We start from the raw sequence: 21,758 nt of genomic DNA, 5'->3' as shown, positions 1-21,758 counted from the left end.
CTTGCTCAGAAAATAAAACGGATGATACACTAAGTCAAAAGGAGAGAGGCACAATGAAAAAGACCAAACAAGATCAAGCGAAATTAAAGGATGGCATAAACGATGATGTCAAACAGCAGCTTCTTCAAATGAAGCAGAACCTTGCCGTCGAAACAGAAAAAAGAGAAGAACAAAAACGACAAGACCTCCTTCGGCAGCAGAAAGAAAAAGAAAAAAACAAAAGCTTTTCAGAGCTGCTAGATGAAAGCCATTTAGACTGGAGAAAGTATAAAAGCTAAAAAAGAGGGCGATGATGCTCTCTTTTTTTCATACCATCATTTTAAGATAGATCTACAGCAGAAACATAGAAGTGCTTAAAGAGAAAAGCGCTTCTTCCCTCTTCACATCACTTCATTTCAGAATTGTGACAGTATGATATCTACAGTCAAACGAACGAAATCCCATAACTTATGTTTAAGATAGAAGTAAAAAGGTGAGTATTGAATTATTTAAATTCCTTTTTATTGAAAATATGGTCATTAAGACCCTTTTGATAGAGGATCATTCTCCTTATAATGAAGGTGTATTACAAAATTTGGGAATGGAGATGATTCACATGAAATTGAGAAAAACAATGGCTGGAGTCGCTTTATCTTTAGGATTGCTTTTACCTGTTTCTGGACAAGCTCTTGCTACAAATGATTTAACGAATGCTGATTTGAGTACAAAGGCTACTTCAATTGTAGATTGTTCTGTAACCCCTTTTAAAGGCGCAAGTAATCGACTATGTATGTATTCAGATAATGGTTCTTTTGCAAATAGTTTCAGTCGCTTTGGTACTACATTTTATCTTAAAGGCAAATCTGGAAATTATGCATATTATGAAAGTGCAAGATAAGGACAACGGGGCTTTTAGCCCCTCCTCATTTTTAATAGAGAAACACTAGCATCATACATACGCTAAAATAAAAAGATTGTAGAAAAACATGAGTTCTTCTACAATCTGAGAGATCACATCATGTGATCTTTTTTGTTATTTGAACCGGTGCGCTTCATACACAAACGGTTTTGTATAGTAAGTTACTGCTTTGACTTCTTGGTCACTTAAAGAACGTGCATTTGCTGCTGCTATGTTTTCTTTTAACTGATCCACCGAGCTCGCGCCAAATACAACGGAACTGACCGCAGAATGTTTCAGTATATACTGAATGGACAGTTCAGTGAGTGATAGGTCATAAGCGACTTTCTTTAAAGAAGGAATGATCTGCTGAAGCTCTTCAAATGAATATTGAAGATAGCCGTTTTTTTGAATCGCTGCACTTGCTTGAGAAAGTGGTTTTTCAGTTAATAATCCTTTCGCTAAAGGACCTCTTGCGACGACGCTAATGCTTTGTTCTTCAAGAAGAGAGAACCATTCTTCCGGGCGGCGGTCGAGTAAGCTATATTGCATCATCACGCTTACGATATTGGACTTTTTGGCATATTCTTTAATGACATTTGGGCGGATAGATGAAATGCCATAATAGCGAATAACGCCTTCCTCTACTAATTCTTCAAAAGCCTCAATCGTTTCATCAATGGGGTCATCAATCGTGCCTCCATGCAATTGATATAAATCAATATAATCTGTTTGAAGCCGCTTGAGGCTTTGTTTTACTGCTTCCTTTATGTACGCCTTTGAAGGGTCCCAGTCCCAGCCTGGTTTGCCTTTTTCAAAGCGGTTGCCGCCTTTTGTCGCCAAAATCAAATCTTGCCGTCTATTTTTGATGGCTTCCCCAACAATTTCCTCATTTGTCCCAAAATCATATAAATCGGCTGTATCCAAATAGTTAATTCCGAGATCAATGGCCTCATCTAATAAAGAGAGCGCTTTTTCTTTATCAGTCCCAAGAGACATGCATCCTAGTGCCGCCTCGCTCACTAAAAGATCTGAGGTGCCAATACGTCTTTTTTTCAATTCCATCACACTCCTATCCTTTCACATTAAGTGAAAAAAATCAGGAATTCAAGCTAGGTGATTTCAAATGGCGCATTGAAGCAAGCGTTTCGCTTTTCGCTTCTCTTAAATCATCTATGTTAAAATAAATGAAGTAAAAAGTGAAAGTAGAACGAGGAGCTGACAAAATTGAAGGACTTTGAAGAAAAAACATTATCGTCGAAAGAATTATACAACGGAAAAATCATTGATTTGGTACTTGAAGATGTAGAATTGCCTAACGGAAAACAAGGCAAACGCGAAATCATTAAACATCCTGGTGCAGTAGCCGTCATTGCACGTACAGACGAAAATAAAATCATCTTAGTCAAACAATACCGTAAAGCACTAGAGAGAGCCATCGTTGAAATTCCGGCCGGAAAACTAGAAAAAGGGGAAGAGCCGGCACATACAGCATTAAGAGAATTAGAAGAAGAAACAGGATATACAACTCAGCAGCTTCAAAAGCTGACGGCCTTTTATACATCACCTGGTTTTGCAGATGAAATTGTTCACATCTATCTAGCAGATCAGCTAGTTCCGCTTGAAGAAAAAAGAGAGCTGGATGAAGATGAATTTGTCGAAGTAATGGAAGTTTCATTAGAAGAAGCCTTGCACCTCATTGAAGAGCAGCATATTTATGATGCAAAAACAGCCTATGCCATTCAGTACTTACAACTGCAAGAGGTACTTGAGTCAACAAAATGAAAGAATTTTTTGCAGACATCCATATCCATATTGGCAGAACAAGAACAGGCAGAGCTGTCAAAATTACAGGTGCAAGGTCACTGACAATTGATCAAATTCTTATTGAAGCAGCAGAAAGTAAAGGGATGGGGATGATTGGTGTGATTGATGCACAATCTCCAGAAGTCCTAGAAGAATTAATAGAAGGTGTAGAGGAAGGCAGGTACACTGAACTAAATGACGGCGGTCTATCATTTGGAGAGACAGTGCTGCTTTTAGGCAGTGAATTAGAAATCAATGATGACCATTCAAAGGGACCGATTCATGTGCTGGCATTTATGCCCACACTACACAAAATGTCTGAGTTTTCCGCATGGCTTTCGCTTCATATGAAAAATGTACATTTGAGTTCACAGCGCCTCTATGTTGATGGGAAAACACTTCAGCGCAAGGTTAAGGAGCTGGGAGGTTTGTTTATTCCTGCTCATATTTTTACGCCGCATAAAAGTCTATACGGCAAAGGGGTCAACACTTCTTTAACGGAAGTATTTGATCCTGACCTTATTGATGCTGTTGAGCTTGGTCTTAGCTGTGATACGTCAATGGCGTCCCAGTTGAGTGAGCTGAACCGGTATCCCTTTTTAACGAATTCAGATGCTCATTCTTTAGGGAAAATCGCGCGGGAATATACAAAAATCAAAATGGATCATGCCTCTTTTGCCGAATTCAAGCTAGCCCTTGAAGAAAAAGATGGCAGAGCTGTTACAGGAAATTATGGACTTGCTCCGCGGCTTGGGAAGTATTATCATACGACCTGCGAAAAATGCGGGGTTAGACCTCACGCACCAGATCAAAAAGAGTGCCATGTATGCGGACATACACGGATGACAAAAGGAGTAAGTGAACGTTTAGAAGAGCTTGCTGACCAAGAAAGTGAAAAAAGAACGAGACCTCCTTATGTTCACCAGCTTCCGCTTCAGTTTATTCCGGGAGTTGGACCTAAAACACTGGAGAAGCTAAAAGCCGTGTTTCACACAGAGATGAATATTTTACATCAAGCAACAGAACAAGAACTAAAAGCCGTTCTGCCAGAAAAGACAGCGGGCTACATCATCAAAGCAAGGAAGGGCGAAGTCGGACTCATCGCTGGTGGAGGCGGAGTGTACGGTAAGGTGGATATCAATCATGAGTCACATTAAATGGACATGTCACACATTTGAACAATTGTCAAAAGAGGATCTTTACTTAATTCTCATGGAAAGAGTCAACGTGTTTGTTGTAGAACAAACATGCCCTTACCCTGAAATTGATCACAGGGACCAAGAGGCGCTTCATCTCATCGCAAAAGAGAACGGCGTCATTGTGGCGTATTGCCGAATTTTCCAAAACGGGATCATGTACAAAGAGGCGTCCATCGGCCGCGTTCTTGTGACGCAGGCGGGCCGGAAAAAAGGCTATGGAAAGCTGCTGCTCATCAAGGCTTTAGAAAAGCTTAGTGAATTAGGTGAAACAACTGTCAAAATACAGGCGCAAGCCTACCTGAAGTCATTTTACGAATCATTTGGTTTCAAGGCCGTCTCAGATGTTTATGATGAAGATGGGATTCCGCATCTTGATATGGTGAAAACAGAAAGATAGACGTGTATACGTCTATCTTTTTTATGAAACATCGTGTATCATAACGTCAACGAAAGGGGTTTTGCCAAATGGGAAAAAGCAAAGCAAAGAAAAAACGAGAGCATATCCAAAGGCAGCACAGCCGAAATCCAGAACTGTCGAGAGGAAACATGCCGCATTTTAGCACACACGAAAGGAAGACAAAAACAAAACAAGAAGCCTTGCAGCATATGATGAAAAAACATAAAGGACGAAATGCTTATGATCACTATCAAGAGGATCATAAGCATTTTTATTTTGCTTTTTTGTGACAACTAGATCAAATAAATGGAAAAATTTTAAAAAATAGGACAAACGGTCGATTCTTTTTGTCTAAAAATGTAGTTAAATGACAAAAAGAAACGAAAGGGAGAGTGAGTATCGTGAACGTCAAGTCATTTGGAGCAGGGCTTTGTATGGCAAGTGTGCTTGTGGCATCGGTCATGTTTGGCGCGTCAGATATTTCTGCAAAGGAGCAAGCAAAAAAAGAGTACATGATCGGCTTTTCTTCTTCCGTTCAAGACAAAACCCAAAAACAGCTTGTAGAAGAAGCTGGCGGGCATGTGAAAGAATCCATAGAGCAAATAGATATGATGAAAGTGTCATTGAATGAGACTTCGAAAAAGAAACTGAATGAAGCAAAAGAAGTGACCTTCATCGAGGAAGACCAAAAAGCAAAAACTAGCGGTCAAACTGTTCCATACGGCATCAAAAGCATCAAAGCACAAAAGGTACATAAACAAGGATACGCTGGACAGAATGTCAAAGTAGCCGTTCTTGACAGCGGCATCGACGGTAAACATGAGGATTTACATGTCACCGGCGGGGTGAGCTTTGTACCGGCAGAGTCTGATCCGCTTGTTGATCCGCATGAACATGGAACGCATGTGGCAGGCACAATTGCCGCATTAGATAATAAGATAGGTGTCGTTGGTGTTGCGCCAAAAGCTTCTATCTATGCTGTCAAGGTGGCAGATGAAAATGGTGACGGCTACTATAGCTGGATCATAAAAGGGATTGAATGGGCCATTGAGAATGACATGGATGTCATCAATATTAGTATGGGAGGAGCAAGTGAATCTGAGGCGCTGAAAGAAGCGGTAGATCGAGCGTATGATAAAGGTATTCTCATTGTGGCTTCTGCAGGGAATGAAGGAAGCTATGGCTCTCTCAATACGATTGACTATCCGGCTAAATACAGCTCAGTGATGGCGGTTGCCTCTGTTGACCAAAAAAAGCAAAGAGCCTTTGATTCATCTGTTGGCGAGGAAATCGAAGTCTCAGCACCAGGCGTTTCAACGCTGAGCACCATTCCTCATAACGAATACGGCTACATGAGCGGAACGTCAATGGCATCACCGCATGTAGCGGGCGCTGCGGCTGTCATTCTATCAAAACATCCGAATCTGACAAACGATGAAGTACGCGAGAGATTGTCAAAAACGGCGACAAAGCTTGGAGAACCTTTTTATTATGGTGCCGGGCTTGTGAATGTACAAAAAGCCGCACGATAAATGAAAAAGAGAAAGCAGTGAGCAGGCTGCTTTCTCTTTTTTCTTTCGATAAAACTGTCATGTTTCGTAATCTCTCTCATAGAATCTAGTAACCTTACTATTTGGGAGGAAGACACATGCGCAAAAAGTCTTGGAAGGAGCATCTTCTTCAGCACGTAAAAGATCATCTCTCGATTTATTTATTTGTCTCTGTACTCTTTTTAATGGGTGTGATCTTCGGGGCCATCATTGTCAATAGCATGACATTCAGCCAGAAAGAGGATTTATTCTATTATTTAAATCAATTTTTTGGTCAGCTGACAAATGAGAAAGCAGCAGAATCAAAAGAAATGTTTTTACAAAGCTTCCTGCATCATATGAAATATTTAGGCCTTATGTGGATTCTGGGAATCTCCATCGTTGGTCTGCCGCTTATCTTTCTTATGATCTTTTTAAAAGGAATTGTTGTTGGGTTTACTGTTGGTTTTCTCGTGAATCAAATGGGGCTGAGTGGATTTTTTCTCTCGTTCGTATCGGTGCTTCCGCAAAACATTTTGCTCATTCCAGCCTATTTAGTAATTGGCACTTGTGCGATTGCGTTTTCCATCCGTCTCATTGGACAGCTCTTCATGAAAAAAACCATCAGTCAAGCACCCGTCCAGTGGTTTGGCCGGTATGCATCAGTTCTGCTGATGATTTTAGCGCTTGCTGCACTTTCGTCTTTTTTTGAATCGTACATATCATTCATGCTGATGAAAAAGCTGGCAGGTGTTCTTTTATAATTGTTATTAATTAATAATCAATTTATTTATCAATTTAAAATGATTATAGTTGGCTCTCAGCACATCATTTGATATAATGATCAAGTAATGTGGCGTAGGAGGGAAAGTCAATGGAAAATAGGATTGATCGAATTAAGAAACAGCTTCATTCTTCCAGCTACAAGCTCACGCCACAGCGTGAAGCCACAGTAAGAGTACTGCTTGAGAATGAAGAAGACCATTTAAGTGCAGAAGATGTATACCTCCTCGTAAAAGAGAAGTCTCCTGAAATTGGTCTTGCTACTGTTTATCGGACGTTAGAATTGCTCACTGAACTGAAAGTTGTTGATAAAATTAACTTTGGAGACGGCGTTTCGCGATATGATCTTCGCAAAGAAGGAGCCGCTCACTTCCATCATCATCTTGTCTGCATGGAATGCGGAACAGTCGATGAGATAGAAGAAGATTTATTAGAAGATGTCGAAGAGATTATTGAACGTGACTGGAAATTTAAAATTAAGGATCATAGATTGACATTTCACGGCATTTGCCACCGGTGTCATGATGATGAATCCGGCAAATAATCCGAATTGGAACCTTTTCATTTAAGATGAAGAGGTTTTTTGCATTTTCGCTGTATATTCCTTGTCCCACCTGGCATATGCTGAAGTAATGAGAAGGTGAGAAAGGACTTGAAGATCATGCGAAAATGGCTCAAAACAACAGGTGAAGTGATCAAAGTATTTATCTTGTTCACTGGTTTTACCGTCCTGTTCTATTATGCTATGATATGGATAAATTCAGAATATGAAAGCTACCATCGTTATGATAAACCAGAGGGTGCAGCAATTAAAGTGATGGAAATGGATCAGCCGAATCAAGACAATTGGCAAGATCGATTGATTTATTTTTATCAAAACGGGGAGTAGAAATCATTGAACGATCAATTATCCGACTTTATTCATTTTATGACCGTAGAGAGAGGACTCTCTGAAAATACCATTGTTTCTTATAAAAGAGATTTACAAAACTACTTGTCTTTTTTAATGACACATGAACAGCTGACGGATATTCGCGATGTCACGCGTCTGCATATCATTCATTATTTAAAGCAGCTAAAAGAGGAAGGAAAATCGAGTAAAACGTCTGTACGGCATCTATCATCGATTCGTTCCTTTCATCAATTTCTGCTTCGGGAAAAAGTGACAACGGATGACCCGTCATGGAACATTGAAACGCAAAAAACAGAGCGGACTTTACCGAAAGTTCTATCATTAGGAGAGGTCGAAAAGCTGCTTGATACACCAAATCAGCACACTCCCTTTGACTACCGAGACAAAGCGATGCTTGAGCTTTTATATGCAACAGGCATTCGCGTCAGTGAAATGCTGGATCTGACCCTTGCCGATGTACACCTCACAATGGGCTTTGTCCGCTGTTTTGGAAAAGGAAGAAAAGAGCGTATTGTGCCAATCGGTGAAGCTGCTGCAAGCGCGATTGAAGAATATCTCGAAAAGGGAAGAAGCAAGCTGTTAAAAAAACAGCCGTCCGATGCCCTATTTCTCAATCATCACGGGAAAAAAATGTCGCGTCAGGGCTTCTGGAAGAACTTAAAAAAACGAGCCATCGAAGCAGGGATTCAAAAGGAACTAACGCCTCATACGCTCAGGCATTCATTTGCTACACACCTGCTTGAAAACGGTGCGGACTTAAGAGCTGTACAGGAGATGCTCGGACATGCCGATATCTCGACAACACAAATTTATACACATGTGACGAAAACAAGACTGAAAGATGTGTATCACAAATTCCATCCAAGGGCATAAGTAAAGCATGACACAGTGAACGGGTGTCATGCTTTTTCATGTTTACACCGTTTATGGTTGTCAACTGGCTTGTAAACGGTTTATACTTGAGATGTCTGACCTCTCACTGTTTGTAAGGTCAAAAGACAAGAATATTGAAGGAGGCGCTTTTTAATGCCTGATTATCAGTATAAACGTATTTTCCTCGTCGTCATGGATTCAGTAGGAATTGGGGAAGCACCAGATGCTGCTGATTTTAATGATGTAGGTGCAGATACACTTGGACATATTGCTGAAAAAATGAACGGGCTTCATATGCCGAATATGGCGAAGCTTGGGCTGAGTCATATTAAAGAAATCAAAGGAATTCCAGCGGATGAAAAACCGCTTGCGTATTATGGAAAAATGCAAGAAGCATCAAATGGTAAAGACACAATGACAGGACACTGGGAAATCATGGGTCTTTACATAGACACACCGTTCAAAGTCTTTCCAGACGGATTCCCAGATGAACTATTAAATGAACTAAAAGAAAAAACAGGCCGAGGTATTATTGGCAATAAACCAGCGTCTGGTACGGAAATTTTAGATGAGCTTGGCGAAGAGCACATGAAAACAGGTGATTTAATCGTTTATACATCTGCGGATTCTGTGCTGCAAATTGCTGCGCACGAAGAAGTTGTGCCATTAGATGAGCTTTACCGTATTTGTGAAATTGCCCGTGAACTTACATTAGATGAAAAATATATGGTTGGACGGATTATCGCTCGTCCGTTTGTCGGAGAGCCTGGCGCATTTGTTAGAACGCCAAACCGTCATGACTATGCGTTAAAACCATTTGACCGTACAGTCATGAATGAACTGAAAGATGATGGACTCGATGTCATTGCGATCGGAAAAATCTCTGATATTTATGACGGCGAGGGGATCACATCATCTCTTAGAACAAAATCAAACATGGATGGAATGGACAAGCTGGTCGATACACTTAAAACAGACTTTACAGGACTCAGCTTTTTAAACCTTGTTGATTTTGACGCTCTTTACGGACATAGAAGAGATCCAGAGGGTTATGGAAAAGCACTAGAGGAATTTGACGCACGTCTTCCTGAAGTGTTTGACCTGTTGAAAGAGGATGATCTTCTTGTGATCACAGCAGATCATGGAAATGACCCTGTTCATCACGGAACAGATCATACAAGAGAATATGTTCCGCTCATTGCTTACAGCAAAAAGCATCAGGAAGCAAATGAACTGCCAACAGCAAAAACGTTTGCTGATCTTGGGGCAACCGTTGCAGATAATTTCAAGATAGCGATGCCAAAATACGGAACAAGCTTTTTATCTAAACTCAAATAGGGGGAAATCTCGTGGGAGCACAGTTTTCAGAAGCGGCGGCATACATTAAACAAGCATCGACATATGTACCAACAGTTGGATTGATTTTAGGATCAGGGCTTGGCATTTTAGCAGATGAGATTGAAAATCCAATCAAAATAAAATATGAAGATATTCCTGGATTCCCTGTTTCAACAGTAGAGGGACATGCAGGGCAGCTCGTGATCGGAACGCTGAAAGGCACTGTCGTTTGCGCGATGCAAGGACGTTTTCATTTCTATGAAGGATATGATATGAAGCAAGTGACGTTTCCTGTCCGTGTGATGAAAGAAATTGGCATTGACACATGCATTGTCACAAATGCAGCCGGCGGAGTGAATACGTCATTCCGTCCAGGAGATCTCATGCTAATCACAGATCATATCAATATGATGGGGACCAATCCATTAATTGGCCCAAATGACAGTCAAGGCGTTCGTTTCCCTGATATGTCTGCACCGTACGATAAAGAATTGCTGGCACTTGCAGAAGAAACAGCCCAGCGTTTAGGCATATCTGTACAGCAAGGGGTTTATGCAGGGATGACAGGCCCTTCATATGAAACACCTGCTGAAGTTCGTTTCTTAAGAACACTTGGAGCAGATGCTGTTGGCATGTCGACTGTTCCAGAAGTTATTGTTGCGCGTCATGCAGGAATGAAAGTGCTTGGTATTTCATGCATTTCCAATGCGGCATCTGGTATTTTGGATCAGCCGCTGTCTCATGATGAAGTGATCGAAGTAACGGAAAAAGTGAAAGCAAGTTTTCTTGATTTAGTAAAAGATATTGTCAAACAACTTTCATAGCATGTGTCCAGAAGCCTTCTGCTACCCAAGCAGAAGGCTTTTTTATTTGTAATCATACGATCTCTGAATAAAACAGCCTGTATGAGGAAAAAATAGAAAGGATTACGATAATGGAGGTCTGCCACTTGAAACGTCATATATGTGCATTGTTTATTTTAATGATCCTTATCTCAATGGTTTCACCATCAGCGATAGCAAAAGAAAAGATTGAAAAACCAGGAGAAAAACAAACATCAGAATTGGCACACGAAGCCAAATCAGCGATCTTAATAGAACGAGACACGGGAAAGGTGCTTTACAACAAAAACAGCGATGAAAAGCTTGCACCCGCAAGTATGACCAAAATCATGACGATGCTTCTCATCATGGAAGCCATTGATCAGGGTAAACTGAAAATGACAGACAAGGTCAGAACGAGCGACTATGCAGCGTCCATGGGAGGGTCACAAATCTTCCTTGAACCAGGAGAAGAAATGACCGTGAAAGAAATGCTGAAAGGCATTGCGATTGCTTCAGGAAATGATGCTTCAGTTGCCATGGCAGAGCATATTGCAGGATCTGAAGAACAGTTCGTAGAGCAGATGAACAAAAGAGCGAAAGAGCTTGGCCTCACCTCAACAGTCTTTCAAAACCCAACAGGACTTCCTGAAAAAGACCATTACAGCACAGCTCACGATATGGCAATAATGGCAAAAGAGCTGTTGAAATACGAACAAATCACCAAATTCACAGGTGTCTACGAAGACTATCTCCGGCAAAACACAGATAAAAAATTCTGGCTTGTCAACACAAACCGTCTGATTAAATTTTATCCAGGTGTCGATGGGGTGAAAACCGGTTTTACAGGTGAAGCGAAATACTGTTTAACTGCATCTGCTAAAAAAGGTAACATGCGCGTCATTGCGGTTGTCTTTGGCGCAAGCACGCCGAAAGACAGAAACGCTCAGGTAGTCAAAATGTTAGATTACGCATTTAGTCAATATACGACTCATCCGCTTTACAAAAGAGGGCAAGATGTGGCGGAGGTCAAAGTGAGCAAAGGGAAAAAGAAAAACATTCAGCTCGTTACTTCTGAACCGATCTCCCTTTTAACGAAAAAAGGCGAAAATGTGGATCAGATCAAAAAAGAAATCAAATTGTCTCATGATGTCAAAGCTCCATTTTCAAAAGGAACGGAACTTGGTACGATCGTCTTGAAAAAAGATGGAAAAGTGCTGCATGAAAGCCCTGTAGAAGCAAAAGAAGGAATGGAAAAGGCAAGCGTTTGGACTTTCTTCAAACGGGCGATGGCTGATTTTGTAAAATGGAAATAAAAGGCGAAAGGCTGCTGTAATTGGCAGTCTTTTTGCTATGAGGAAAAGAAAAGAACATCTAAATGTGACGAATGGTCACTAGTTTTGTCATGGTGAAGGATTTACTTCATATAAAAGAGAAACACTCTTTATCCGAAATTAGAGCAAGGAGGAATAAAAAATGAGCCTTGGTATTGATTTTCAAGTAAAAGAGAGCGTACTTTGCATTCGGTTAACAGGAGAGCTCGATCATCACTCCGCTGAAACATTGAGACAAAAGGTGACGAATTATTTGGAAACAGAGGACATTCGCCACATTGTGCTGAATCTGGCTGATTTATCGTTTATGGACAGCTCTGGACTCGGAGTGATTTTAGGAAGATATAAAGAAATTAAGCAGCTTGGCGGGGAAATGGTCGTCTGTGCCATCTCGCCAGCAGTGAACCGGTTATTTGATATGTCTGGCTTGTTTAAAATTATTCGGATGGAGCCTTCTGAGCAAACGGCTTTGCAAACATTGGGGGTGGCATCATGAGAAATGAAATGAACCTGACTTTTTCGGCATTAAGCCAAAATGAATCGTTTGCGAGGGTGACAGTCGCGGCATTTATCGCTCAGCTTGATCCGACTTTAGATGAATTAACAGAAATCAAGACCGTCGTATCTGAGGCAGTGACAAACTCAATCATTCATGGCTATGATGGGAATCCAGATGGCAAGGTGCACATCCATGTCACACTAGATGATCATGTCGTTTACCTCACCATCCGTGATGAAGGAATGGGTATTACCGATCTTGAGGAAGCAAGACAGCCGCTTTTCACCACAAAACCAGACTTAGAGCGCTCTGGAATGGGCTTTACCATCATGGAGAATTTTATGGATGATGTCATGGTGGACTCATCTCCAGAAATGGGCACGACCATCCGTTTAACAAAGCATCTATCAAAAAGCAAAGCGCTTTGTAATTAAAGGAGCTGCTCATATGGATGTGGAGGTAAAAAAGCAAGCTAAAAAAGCCCAGCTGTCAAATGATGAAGTCAAAGAGCTCATCAAAAAAAGCCAAGACGGTGATCAGCAAGCAAGAGACCTCCTCGTAGAAAAAAACATGCGTCTTGTTTGGTCCGTTGTTCAGCGCTTTTTAAATAGGGGATATGAACCAGATGATCTATTTCAGATTGGCTGTATTGGACTGCTGAAATCTGTTGATAAATTTGATTTGTCATATGATGTAAAGTTTTCAACGTACGCCGTCCCCATGATCATTGGTGAAATTCAGCGATTTATTCGGGATGATGGAACGGTCAAAGTCAGCCGTTCATTAAAGGAACTCGGAAATAAAATTCGGCGGGCAAGGGATGAATTGTCTAAGTCTCATGGAAGAATGCCGACCGTTCAGGAAATTGCCGAATACCTTGATATCACACCAGAGGATGTTGTTCTCGCCCAAGAAGCAGTGCGCTCGCCATCATCCATTCATGAAACGGTGTATGAAAATGATGGGGATCCGATTACATTGCTTGATCAAATTGCCGATCATTCTGAGGAAAGATGGTTTGACAAAATCGCACTGAAAGAAGCGATCAAGGAATTAGAAGAACGGGAAAAACTTATTGTGTATTTAAGGTATTATAAAGACCAGACACAATCTGAGGTTGCAGAGAGACTTGGCATTTCACAAGTACAAGTCTCACGGCTTGAAAAGAAAATTTTAAAACAAATCCAAATGCAAATGGATCAAAAAGACAGCTAGCCGATTAGGCTGGCTTTTTTTGTGTGGTAATTACCGGTAAATCAAGTTCTATCAGTATGAGAACCATTTTTCACCACATACTATTTTTAACCCATCGTATAGGAAGTGACTTGGATGGACGGACAAATCTTTATTCGGCTGCGCCATCGAATCAAGACCGGTATTGATCAGCTCATTTATTTAGAGGATATCGCCCAAATCACTGGTGATGAGTTTGCTGTGCAAAAGCTTAGTAAAATGCCGGTGTATCATGTCAGCAAAAAGGATCGTCACATCGCCGTTCTTGATATCATGCATGTCGTCAAAACGATCAAAAAAACGTGGCCAGATATCGACATTCAAACCGTTGGCGGCTCTGAGGCCATTGTTGAAATTGATACAGGCAAACGCCAGCTTTCTCCCGTTTTATTTGTGTTTGTATGGCTCCTATTATTTGTTGGAGCGGCGCTTGCCATTATGAATTTCCACGAGGATGTCAGTATGCGGCTCGTTCATATCCGCCTATATGAAATGATCACAGGGAAAACGGTTGAGCATCCGTATTTATTACAAATTCCATATAGCTTTGGACTCGGTTTTGGCATGATTTTGTTTTTCAATCATGTATTTAAAAAGCGTTTAAATGAAGAACCAAGTCCGCTCGAAGTGGAAATGTTTAAATATCAGCTCGATCTCGATCATTATGTCGCACTCAATGAAAATAAAGAAACATTGAAGGATATCCATGATCGGTAAGTGGCTTTTTGTCGTACTCGTTGGACTTGGCGGCGGTTTAACGGTCGGAGCAGGATTTGTGGCTTTTCTTACAGTGCTTGGCATTATTCCCCGCTTAATGCAATTAACCAAAACGCAGCGCTTCATACAAGGGTACGAGGCGGCTGTTATTAGCGGGGCGGTTGTTGGCGGCTGGGCCACCTTAAGTCAAATACATCTTCATTTAACCAAATGGCTGGCGATGCCGGTCGGTCTTTTATCAGGCATCTTCGTCGGCATGCTTGCAGCTGCACTCACTGAAGTATTAAATGTACTTCCTATATTAACGAAAAGAATTGGAATGGACGGGAAAATTGTTTTGCTGCTCATGGCCATCGTCTTAGGAAAGGTATTTGGTTCACTATTTCATTGGCTTATTTATATTTAATCAATTGGAGGGAACAACACGTGTCGAGTTTAAAAGAGAACTATCCATCTAAGGTGAAAACGTATCAGCCCAAACCTCCTTATGTCCTCAACTGCATTAAGGCGTTTTTAGTTGGCGGTTTAATCTGTCTGATAGGTGAGGGGCTGCAACATTTCTATATCCACTTTTTTGATTTTAACGAAAAGACAGCAGGGAACCCGACAGTGGCGACCCTCATTTTAATTTCTTCTCTATTAACGGGTATCGGTATTTACGATAGAATCGGCCAGTTTGCTGGAGCCGGATCAGCTGTCCCGGTGACAGGCTTTGCTAACAGTATGACAAGTGCTGCCCTTGAGCATAAAAGTGAAGGGCTTGTTTTAGGTGTTGCCACAAATATGTTTAAACTCGCTGGGAACGTCATTGTATTTGGTGTCGTTTCGGCATATGTCGTAGGGATCATTCGATACGTCTTGGAAAAGATGTTTTCGTAGGAGGAATGAAAGGTGAAACTAACAGGTAAACAATCTTGGGTATTTGAGCACAAGCTTTATGTCAATGCAGAAGGAACTGCTGCAGGACCGAAAGAAAAAGAAGGCCCGATTGGTCATTTAATTGATAAAACGTACGATGAAATGCACTGTGATCAAAAGAACTGGGAAATGGCTGAAAGGAAGCTCATGGATGATGCGATATCAACCGCTTTATCAAAAGCAAATTTGCAAAAAAGCGATATTGATCTTTTGCTGGCTGGAGATTTACTCAACCAGAACGTCACAGCAAACTATGTGGCAAGAGAGCTGAAGATCCCGTTTCTCTGCTTGTTTGGGGCATGCTCGACTTCAATGGAATCGGTCGCCATTGCGTCAGCACTCATTGATGGCGGCTTTGCAAATAGAGCCATCGCAGCAACAAGCAGTCACAATGCGACTGCAGAACGCCAATTTCGTAATCCGACAGAATACGGGGGACAAAAGCCAGATACAGCAACAAGTACAGTAACTGGTGGTGGAGCCGTTATTATCAGCCAAGAACCCTCTCAAATTCAAATTACGAGCGCAACGGTAGGCAGGGTCATGGATCTTGGCATTACAGATCCATTTGATATGGGATCGGCCATGGCACCAGCAGCGGCAGACACCATCAAGCAGCATTTAGAAGACTTAGGCAGAACAGTAGATGATTACGATTTGATTTTAACTGGAGATTTATCAGGCATTGGTTCACCGATCTTAAAGGATCTCTTGAAAGAAGAAGGCATTCAGCTTGGGCGAAAGCACGATGATTGCGGTTTAATCATCTATACACCCGACCAAAACGTATTCGCTGGAGGCAGCGGCTGTGCTTGTTCAGCTGTTGTGACATTTAGTCATATTTTTAAGGAAATGAAAGCAGGGAATCTGCAAAGAGTACTCGTTGTGGCAACCGGGGCGTTACTCAGCCCAATGATGGTTCAGCAAAAAGAGACCATTCCAACCATTGCGCACGGTGTCGTATTTGAGCGTGCAGGAGGAGAGAGCTAATGGATTATCTTATCGCTTTTGTGGCAGGCGGACTTATTTGCGTCATTGGCCAGCTTTTGCTAGATGTACTCAAACTCACGCCTGCACATGTCATGACTACTTTTGTTGTGGCAGGTACCATTTTAGACGGATTCGGTATTTATGATAAATTTATTGAATTTGCAGGCGCGGGCGCAACCGTACCAATTGTCAGCTTTGGTCATAGCTTGCTTCATGGGGCCATGCATCAGGCAGATGTGCACGGATTCATCGGCATCGGTATCGGTATCTTTGAATTAACCTCTGCTGGAATATCAGCTGCGATTTTATTTTCATTTATTATCGCACTTATCTTTAAACCGAAAGGATAACCGAATATGGGGCAAAGACGGAAAGTCATTTTAGTGACAGACGGAGATATATATGCTGCCAAAACCATTGAGCTTGCCGCTAAAAACGTTGGCGGACGATGTATTTCCAGCTCAAAAGGAAATCCAAGCAAACGGACAGGACCTGAACTTGTTCAGATGATTTTAAAAACGCCGTATGATCCAGTCTTTGTGATGTTCGATGATTCTGGACTGACAGGTGAAGGAACAGGCGAGACAGCGATGAAACATGTGGCGCGCCACCCTGAAATCGAAGTCATTGGAGCGATTGCAGTTGCATCCAAAACGCACCAAGCCGAATGGACTAAGGTCCATGTCTCCATTGACAGGGAAGGTGAACTGACAGAATACGGTGTCGACAAACACGGTCTTCCCGAAATGGAGCCCCATAAAATGAGCGGTGATACAGTGTATTGTCTTGACTCCCTCAATCTTCCGTTAGTTGTCGGTATTGGAGATATTGGCAAGATGGGACGGAAAGATGATCTGAGCAAGGGATCTCCAATCACGATGAAAGCAGTGGAATTAATATTAGAAAGGAGTGGTTTCCATGAAGAAAGACAAGGTAAACGTGTACCGAGACCCGAAGAAAAATGAAGATTACTTCAAGGAAAATGTCGGAATGGGTCTCAGCTTTGACCTTGGTGTTCGGAAAATTTATATACACGATCAGGAAATCCAGCTTTACTATGTAAACGGATTGTGTGATACACAGTATATTATCTACTTATTAAAAGAGCTAATCGAAATCAATGACAACGAACCTGAATCCGATGATCTTGCACATGTAGTCGAGAACCGCCTCGTCAATCAGCAGGTCTCCAAGGTAGAAACGCTGGATGAAGCAGTGGATCAAGTACTGTCTGGGCTTGTAGCAGTCGTTGTAGAAGGTGAAAATTACGCCTTTATCATTGATGTTAGAAGCTATCCTGGCAGAATGCCTGAGGAGCCGGATACAGAAAAGGTGGTCAGGGGAGCAAGGGACGGCTTTGTTGAGAATATTATTGTGAATACAGCGCTTATTCGAAGAAGAGTGCGGGATGAAAAGCTGAGATACAAAATGCTCAAAGTAGGCGAACGTTCAAAAGCGGATGTTTGTGTTTGCTATATTGAAGATATTGCAGACCCTGACTTAGTAGATATTATAGAAAAAGAAGTATCAGGAATCAAAGTCGATGGGCTGACGATGTCTGATAAAACGATTGAAGAATTTATAATTAAGCAAGGATATAATCCCTTTCCGCTAGTGCGTTATACCGAGCGTCCGGATGTTGCCGCTAACCACATATTAGAAGGGCATGTCATCATCATTACGGATACATCCCCTAGTGTCATCATTACACCAACCACTATTTTTCACCACGTTCAGCATGCAGAAGAATACCGCCAGGCGCCTGCCGTTGGTACGTTCCTAAGATGGGTACGCTTTTTAGGCATATTATGTTCTACCTTTCTTTTGCCGATTTGGTTTCTTTTTATTCTCGAACCAAATCTCCTGCCTGACAATTTAAGCTATATTGGGTTTAATAAACCTTCTCATATCCCTGTGATTCTCCAAGTATTTCTTGCTGATTTCGGGGTGGAGTTTTTAAGGATGGCAGCCATTCATACGCCAACCGCATTGTCAACCGCCATGGGGTTGATCGCGGCTGTTTTAATTGGACAAATCGCCATTGATGTCGGTTTATTTACACCAGAGGTCATCTTATACGTCTCGCTGGCAGCGATCGGTACCTTTACAACGCCAAGCTATGAGCTGAGTGTCGCCAATAAGATTGTAAGGCTCATCATTCTAGCACTAGTGGCAATTTTTAAGCTGAATGGACTCATCAGTGGTTTTACGTTGTTAATCATTTATTTAACATCCATTCGTTCATTGCAGACACCTTATATGTGGCCGTTCATTCCTTTCAATGGAAAGGCTTTATGGCAAGTGCTGATTCGGACGTCTGTTCCTGGCTCAAAAGTAAGGCCGAGCATCGTTCACCCTCAAAACAGATCAAAAATTCCGCCAAATTCTTAACGTTCATTGAAAGTGGCTGAAGATTGTGATATTGTATTTTTAACTTTGAGACACGGCAAAAGGCAGCTCACGCAGCTGCCTTTTTTCAGCCGAAGTGGAGAAAGAGGGAATGACATTGTATTTACACGGCACTTGCAGACAAAATGAACTCGGTCATTTAGAAATTGGTGGTGTTGATGCTGTTTCTTTAGCTGAAACGTATGGGACACCACTTTATGTATATGATGTGGCTTTAATACGGGAGCGCGCAAAAAGCTTTCAAAAAGCATTTATAGAAGAAGAATTAACGGCACAGGTAGCATATGCGAGTAAAGCATTTTCCTCCATCGCCATGTTTCAGCTTGCCAAAGAAGAAGGATTATCTCTTGATGTCGTATCAGGCGGTGAGCTTCACACAGCCATTTGCGCTGGATTCCCAGTAGAAAAAATTCATTTCCATGGCAATAATAAAAGCAGAGAAGAATTAAAAATGGCTTTAGAGCATGGGATCGGCTGTATTGTTGTGGATAATTTCTATGAAATGAAGCTCATTGAACAGCTTGGTCAAGAGCTGTCAAAAAAAGTGAAAGTATTGCTCCGCATCACGCCTGGTGTCGAAGCGCATACGCATGATTACATTACGACAGGTCAAGAGGATTCAAAATTTGGCTTTGATCTTCACAATGGACAAGCAGATGAAGCGGTGAAACAAGTGCTTGGTTCAGAAGTGATCGAGCTTTTAGGTGTTCATTGTCATATCGGTTCACAAATTTTTGATACGGCTGGTTTTGTCCTTGCAGCAGATAAAATCTTTTTGAAGCTGGATGAATGGAGAAGATCATTTGGTTTTATTTCTACAGTATTAAACTTAGGCGGCGGCTTTGGGATTCGTTATACAGAAGAGGATGAACCACTTCCTGCGACAGAATATGTCGAAAAAATTATCCAAGCTGTGAAAGAGAACGTGGCCCGCTACCAGTTCGATATGCCAGAGATTTGGATAGAACCAGGCCGTTCTCTTGTTGGAGATGCAGGGACGACTCTTTATACGATCGGATCATCAAAACATGTACCTGGCATCCGTGATTATGTAGCGATAGATGGCGGAATGAGTGATAACATTCGTCCAGCTTTATATCAAGCGAAATATGAAGCCGCAAGTGCCAACAAAATGAGCCAAACGCATGATCAAACGGTTTCAATTGCCGGTAAATGCTGTGAAAGCGGAGATATGCTCATTTGGGATATCGATCTGCCAGAATTATCACAAGGGGATTTATTAGCTGTCTTTTGTACTGGAGCTTACGGCTATAGTATGTCAAACAACTATAACCGTATCCCGCGCCCAGCTGTTGTGTTTGTAGAAGACGGAGAAGCGCAGCTTGTGGTTGAGCGTGAAACATATGAGGACATTGTGAAACTTGATTTACCGTATCAATCAAAAGTGAAATCATCTACTTAAAAAAAGCCGCCTGGTGTTCAGGCAGCTTTTTTCATGAATTATTTTCCTCCAGTGAATACAGAAACGATCGCATTCCAAATGGATACAAAGAAATCCCAAATCTTTTGAAGAAGGTTTTTTCCTTCATCCGATTCTATGAATTTAGTAATCTTGTCTTTTGCTTTATCAATTTGAGATCCTACTTGATTCCAATCGATATTGATGTTTTTCATTTTATCAAATAACGAGACAAGCTGATCTTTTTGATCCTGCGTCAGATTTAAGTTCAAATCAGAAGCAGCCTGATCCACTTTTTCTTCTACTTCTTTTGTGGTTTTAGGGACACCGTTTTTTGCAATGTCATCTTTGATTTTTGCAATAAGGGCAGAAGCGTTATCTTTCCCGATAGAGTCACCCAATTTAGAAGTTGTCACAAGCTCTTCGTTTGCCACCTGCTTCACATCTTCTGGAATGGCTTTGTCGCTTGACACCTCATACGCTTTTAGTAAGCCCGTCAGTGCGGCTGTACCAGATACTTCAAATGGAGCAGTCACGACAACCTTGGCATCTTTGACACCTGCTGTCATTAAAGCATTTAAATACATCTCATCTGTAATGGTCTTGATGTTGTGTGTATCCACAGTGAGACCAGTACCTGATTTTTCAATGGTGATCGATGAAGATGATAATGCTCTCGTCCCGATAGAAGAACGAGGGATGTATTTTCCTAAATATTCGTGCTCTTCTTTATTGGTTACTTCAATTTTTGTCGCATTTTCAGGTGGATTCAACTCGTCAAGCACCTTCTGGCGATCAGCCGGTGTTAAGTCTTGCCCGAGTGTGACGATGACATCGCCGACAGCTGCATCCGCTAAGCTGACTTTTGGCGCACCAATTAGGAAAAGGAGCGCTGCCATCATACCAAGCATCATTTTTTTAAACATGTTGACCTCCTTCAAGTCGAAAGCGTTCCCCTTTCAAGAGAAACTTTAGCTTTTGAGTACACGTAAAGTAGTGCACTCCATCATATAGACGTAACAAATTGGCTTGACGTTTCAATTTTCTTTTTAAGATGTGTTCCTGTTCCGATAAATGAAGACATGTCATTTAGTCAAATATCATTTTATTAGGAAAAAAGAATCAAGCAACCCTATTTTATCAATCATCAGTTAAGAGGTAAATGACAATCGAAGAGCAGGGGATGTTTAACATCACCGAAAATGTGCTATAATGAGCGTTGTTTAACCTGAAAGGAGAATGTGAAAAATGGCGAAAAAAGGATACATACAATTAACGAATGGAAAGAAAATTGAGTTTGAACTTTACCCAGAGGCTGCTCCAGGTACAGTAGCAAACTTTGAAAAATTAGCGAATGAAGGCTTCTACGATGGATTAAAATTCCACCGCGTGATCCCAGGCTTCGTCAGCCAAGGCGGCGACCCAAACGGTAATGGAACGGGTGGTCCTGGTTACACAATTAAATGTGAAACAGAAGGAAATCCACATCAGCACGAAAGAGGTTCATTATCAATGGCACATGCTGGTAAAGACACAGGCGGCAGCCAATTCTTTATCGTACATGACCCGCAGCCGCACTTAAACGGTGTTCACACTGTTTTTGGCAAGGTAACATCTGGTATCGAGGCTGTACTTGATATGGAGCAAGGGCAAGGCATGGAAAAAGTTGAAGTTGTAGATGCTTAATCTAAAACACCGCTTA

Annotated in this window: 28 protein-coding genes; 26 read left to right on the top strand and 2 right to left on the bottom strand. The window is 41.5% G+C overall.

What is annotated here, in order from left to right:
• The first annotated feature begins 53 nt into the window (after positions 1-53).
• Both NSU11_RS10880 and NSU11_RS10875 read left to right on the top strand, forming a co-directional pair.
• Entirely contained in the window at positions 54-278 is a 225-nt protein-coding gene (locus NSU11_RS10880) for a YqkE family protein (RefSeq protein WP_024422881.1), read from the top strand.
• Positions 279-472: 194 nt separating this feature from the next.
• Positions 473-877: an antimicrobial peptide LCI gene (locus NSU11_RS10875; protein WP_224426704.1), complete on the top strand. Its 405-nt coding sequence runs from the start codon at positions 473-475 to the stop codon at positions 875-877.
• Between the two features lie 135 nt (positions 878-1,012).
• On the opposite strand, the gene NSU11_RS10870 is transcribed toward NSU11_RS10875, so the two are convergent.
• Entirely contained in the window at positions 1,013-1,936 is a 924-nt protein-coding gene (locus NSU11_RS10870) for an aldo/keto reductase (protein ID WP_342493576.1), read from the bottom strand.
• A 168-nt stretch (positions 1,937-2,104) separates the two neighbouring features.
• Between NSU11_RS10870 and NSU11_RS10865 the strand changes: the two genes are divergently transcribed.
• From NSU11_RS10865 to lysA, 23 genes are all read left to right on the top strand, one after another.
• Entirely contained in the window at positions 2,105-2,662 is a 558-nt protein-coding gene (locus tag NSU11_RS10865; protein WP_024422878.1) for an NUDIX hydrolase, read from the top strand.
• Positions 2,659-3,840, top strand: coding sequence for a TIGR00375 family protein (locus NSU11_RS10860; protein WP_024428054.1), 1,182 nt, complete (start codon positions 2,659-2,661; stop codon positions 3,838-3,840). The genes NSU11_RS10865 and NSU11_RS10860 overlap by 4 nt, the downstream gene beginning before the upstream one ends.
• The gene (locus NSU11_RS10855) at positions 3,827-4,279 is read left to right on the top strand and encodes a GNAT family N-acetyltransferase (protein WP_024428055.1); all 453 of its coding nucleotides are present in this window, start codon (positions 3,827-3,829) and stop codon (positions 4,277-4,279) included. The genes NSU11_RS10860 and NSU11_RS10855 overlap by 14 nt, the downstream gene beginning before the upstream one ends.
• 68 nt (positions 4,280-4,347) lie before the next feature.
• A complete protein-coding gene (locus tag NSU11_RS10850; protein WP_024428056.1) occupies positions 4,348-4,569 on the top strand; it encodes a hypothetical protein in 222 nt (73 codons plus the stop codon).
• Between the two features lie 111 nt (positions 4,570-4,680).
• Positions 4,681-5,811, top strand: a complete 1,131-nt coding sequence (locus NSU11_RS10845; RefSeq protein WP_024428057.1) for a S8 family peptidase — start codon at positions 4,681-4,683, stop codon at positions 5,809-5,811.
• Positions 5,812-5,927: 116 nt separating this feature from the next.
• Positions 5,928-6,572 carry a stage II sporulation protein M gene (gene spoIIM, locus NSU11_RS10840; RefSeq protein WP_024422873.1) on the top strand — a complete coding sequence of 215 codons (645 nt, stop codon included), beginning with the start codon at positions 5,928-5,930 and terminating at the stop codon, positions 6,570-6,572.
• A gap of 110 nt (positions 6,573-6,682) precedes the next feature.
• On the top strand, positions 6,683-7,135 hold the full coding sequence (gene fur / locus NSU11_RS10835; RefSeq protein WP_024422872.1) for a ferric iron uptake transcriptional regulator: 453 nt from the start codon (positions 6,683-6,685) through the stop codon (positions 7,133-7,135).
• Between the two features lie 117 nt (positions 7,136-7,252).
• Positions 7,253-7,480, top strand: coding sequence for a YqzK family protein (locus tag NSU11_RS10830; protein WP_024428058.1), 228 nt, complete (start codon positions 7,253-7,255; stop codon positions 7,478-7,480).
• A 6-nt stretch (positions 7,481-7,486) separates the two neighbouring features.
• Positions 7,487-8,377 carry a site-specific tyrosine recombinase XerD gene (gene xerD, locus NSU11_RS10825; RefSeq protein ID WP_024422870.1) on the top strand — a complete coding sequence of 297 codons (891 nt, stop codon included), beginning with the start codon at positions 7,487-7,489 and terminating at the stop codon, positions 8,375-8,377.
• Positions 8,378-8,530: 153 nt separating this feature from the next.
• Positions 8,531-9,715 (top strand): phosphopentomutase, encoded by a 1,185-nt coding sequence (gene deoB, locus NSU11_RS10820; protein ID WP_058837987.1) that lies wholly within the window; start codon positions 8,531-8,533, stop codon positions 9,713-9,715.
• A gap of 11 nt (positions 9,716-9,726) precedes the next feature.
• Entirely contained in the window at positions 9,727-10,539 is an 813-nt protein-coding gene (locus NSU11_RS10815; protein WP_056767204.1) for a purine-nucleoside phosphorylase, read from the top strand.
• Between the two features lie 125 nt (positions 10,540-10,664).
• Positions 10,665-11,852, top strand: coding sequence for a D-alanyl-D-alanine carboxypeptidase family protein (locus tag NSU11_RS10810; protein ID WP_024428060.1), 1,188 nt, complete (start codon positions 10,665-10,667; stop codon positions 11,850-11,852).
• Between the two features lie 160 nt (positions 11,853-12,012).
• Positions 12,013-12,366: an anti-sigma F factor antagonist gene (gene spoIIAA / locus NSU11_RS10805; RefSeq protein WP_024422866.1), complete on the top strand. Its 354-nt coding sequence runs from the start codon at positions 12,013-12,015 to the stop codon at positions 12,364-12,366.
• Positions 12,363-12,803, top strand: coding sequence for an anti-sigma F factor (spoIIAB, locus tag NSU11_RS10800; protein WP_024422865.1), 441 nt, complete (start codon positions 12,363-12,365; stop codon positions 12,801-12,803). The genes spoIIAA and spoIIAB overlap by 4 nt, the downstream gene beginning before the upstream one ends.
• Before the next feature lie 13 nt (positions 12,804-12,816).
• A complete protein-coding gene (gene sigF / locus NSU11_RS10795) occupies positions 12,817-13,584 on the top strand; it encodes an RNA polymerase sporulation sigma factor SigF (protein ID WP_024422864.1) in 768 nt (255 codons plus the stop codon).
• A 114-nt stretch (positions 13,585-13,698) separates the two neighbouring features.
• Positions 13,699-14,319: a stage V sporulation protein AA gene (locus NSU11_RS10790; protein WP_024422863.1), complete on the top strand. Its 621-nt coding sequence runs from the start codon at positions 13,699-13,701 to the stop codon at positions 14,317-14,319.
• Positions 14,309-14,725 carry a stage V sporulation protein AB gene (locus NSU11_RS10785; RefSeq protein WP_024422862.1) on the top strand — a complete coding sequence of 139 codons (417 nt, stop codon included), beginning with the start codon at positions 14,309-14,311 and terminating at the stop codon, positions 14,723-14,725. The genes NSU11_RS10790 and NSU11_RS10785 overlap by 11 nt, the downstream gene beginning before the upstream one ends.
• Positions 14,726-14,745: 20 nt before the next feature.
• Positions 14,746-15,198 (top strand): stage V sporulation protein AC, encoded by a 453-nt coding sequence (gene spoVAC, locus NSU11_RS10780; protein WP_024422861.1) that lies wholly within the window; start codon positions 14,746-14,748, stop codon positions 15,196-15,198.
• A gap of 12 nt (positions 15,199-15,210) precedes the next feature.
• The gene (gene spoVAD / locus NSU11_RS10775) at positions 15,211-16,227 is read left to right on the top strand and encodes a stage V sporulation protein AD (protein ID WP_056767201.1); all 1,017 of its coding nucleotides are present in this window, start codon (positions 15,211-15,213) and stop codon (positions 16,225-16,227) included.
• Positions 16,227-16,577, top strand: coding sequence for a stage V sporulation protein AE (gene spoVAE / locus NSU11_RS10770; protein ID WP_007501045.1), 351 nt, complete (start codon positions 16,227-16,229; stop codon positions 16,575-16,577). The genes spoVAD and spoVAE overlap by 1 nt, the downstream gene beginning before the upstream one ends.
• A 6-nt stretch (positions 16,578-16,583) precedes the next feature.
• On the top strand, positions 16,584-17,192 hold the full coding sequence (locus NSU11_RS10765; protein ID WP_024422859.1) for a stage V sporulation protein AE: 609 nt from the start codon (positions 16,584-16,586) through the stop codon (positions 17,190-17,192).
• Complete coding sequence (locus NSU11_RS10760) at positions 17,137-18,618, top strand: spore germination protein (protein WP_149126500.1); 1,482 nt, start codon at positions 17,137-17,139, stop codon at positions 18,616-18,618. Before NSU11_RS10765 ends, NSU11_RS10760 begins: the two co-directional genes overlap by 56 nt.
• 115 nt (positions 18,619-18,733) lie before the next feature.
• Complete coding sequence (lysA, locus tag NSU11_RS10755) at positions 18,734-20,059, top strand: diaminopimelate decarboxylase (RefSeq protein WP_125587307.1); 1,326 nt, start codon at positions 18,734-18,736, stop codon at positions 20,057-20,059.
• Positions 20,060-20,097: 38 nt separating this feature from the next.
• Here lysA and NSU11_RS10750 read toward each other — a convergent pair whose 3' ends face one another.
• Positions 20,098-20,982: a DUF1002 domain-containing protein gene (locus NSU11_RS10750; RefSeq protein ID WP_024422856.1), complete on the bottom strand. Its 885-nt coding sequence runs from the start codon at positions 20,980-20,982 to the stop codon at positions 20,098-20,100.
• A 322-nt stretch (positions 20,983-21,304) separates the two neighbouring features.
• Between NSU11_RS10750 and NSU11_RS10745 the strand changes: the two genes are divergently transcribed.
• Positions 21,305-21,742, top strand: a complete 438-nt coding sequence (locus tag NSU11_RS10745) for a peptidylprolyl isomerase (protein ID WP_008359679.1) — start codon at positions 21,305-21,307, stop codon at positions 21,740-21,742.
• Positions 21,743-21,758: the final 16 nt, after the last annotated feature.

Source organism: Bacillus sp. FSL R5-0712 (assembly GCF_038593285.1).
GTDB lineage: Bacteria > Bacillota > Bacilli > Bacillales > Bacillaceae > Bacillus > Bacillus safensis.
This window is presented reverse-complemented; position numbering and strand designations above follow the sequence as displayed.